Origin of the sequence: Exiguobacterium sp. SH3S3, assembly GCF_004337115.1 — a bacterium.
Lineage (GTDB): Bacteria > Bacillota > Bacilli > Exiguobacteriales > Exiguobacteriaceae > Exiguobacterium > Exiguobacterium aurantiacum_A.
Genome location: NZ_SJUU01000047.1, coordinates 1 through 361, shown reverse-complemented (window position 1 = coordinate 361; position 361 = coordinate 1). Strand labels below are relative to the sequence as shown.

2 tRNA genes are annotated in these 361 nt (G+C 50.4%); both read left to right on the top strand.

Annotated elements, in window-relative coordinates:
* Positions 1–52 precede the first annotated feature (52 nt).
* Positions 53–129: transfer RNA gene (locus EVJ28_RS14015), tRNA-Ile, on the top strand.
* A gap of 23 nt (positions 130–152) precedes the next feature.
* A tRNA-Ala gene (locus EVJ28_RS14010) sits at positions 153–225 on the top strand.
* The last annotated feature ends 136 nt before the right edge of the window (positions 226–361 follow it).

Here is a 361-nt window from a genome sequence, read left to right as displayed (position 1 = left end):
TGCCCATCGTTCAGTTTTGAGAGACCAAATCTCTCGACAAATCAAATTATGAGGGCCTATAGCTCAGCTGGTTAGAGCGCACGCCTGATAAGCGTGAGGTCGGTGGTTCGAGTCCACTTAGGCCCACCATTTTTTTGAGAATTCCCTTATATGGGGCCTTAGCTCAGCTGGGAGAGCGCCTGCCTTGCACGCAGGAGGTCAGCGGTTCGATCCCGCTAGGCTCCACTTTGTTCCTTGAAAACTGAAGATTCATCAAGACATCAAACCAAGAAAAATATGCATGGTCCGTTCGGACCGTGTGTCTTAGAAACGCTAGATCAAGGTAGAAAGGGCGTACGGTGGATGCCTTGGCACTAGGAGC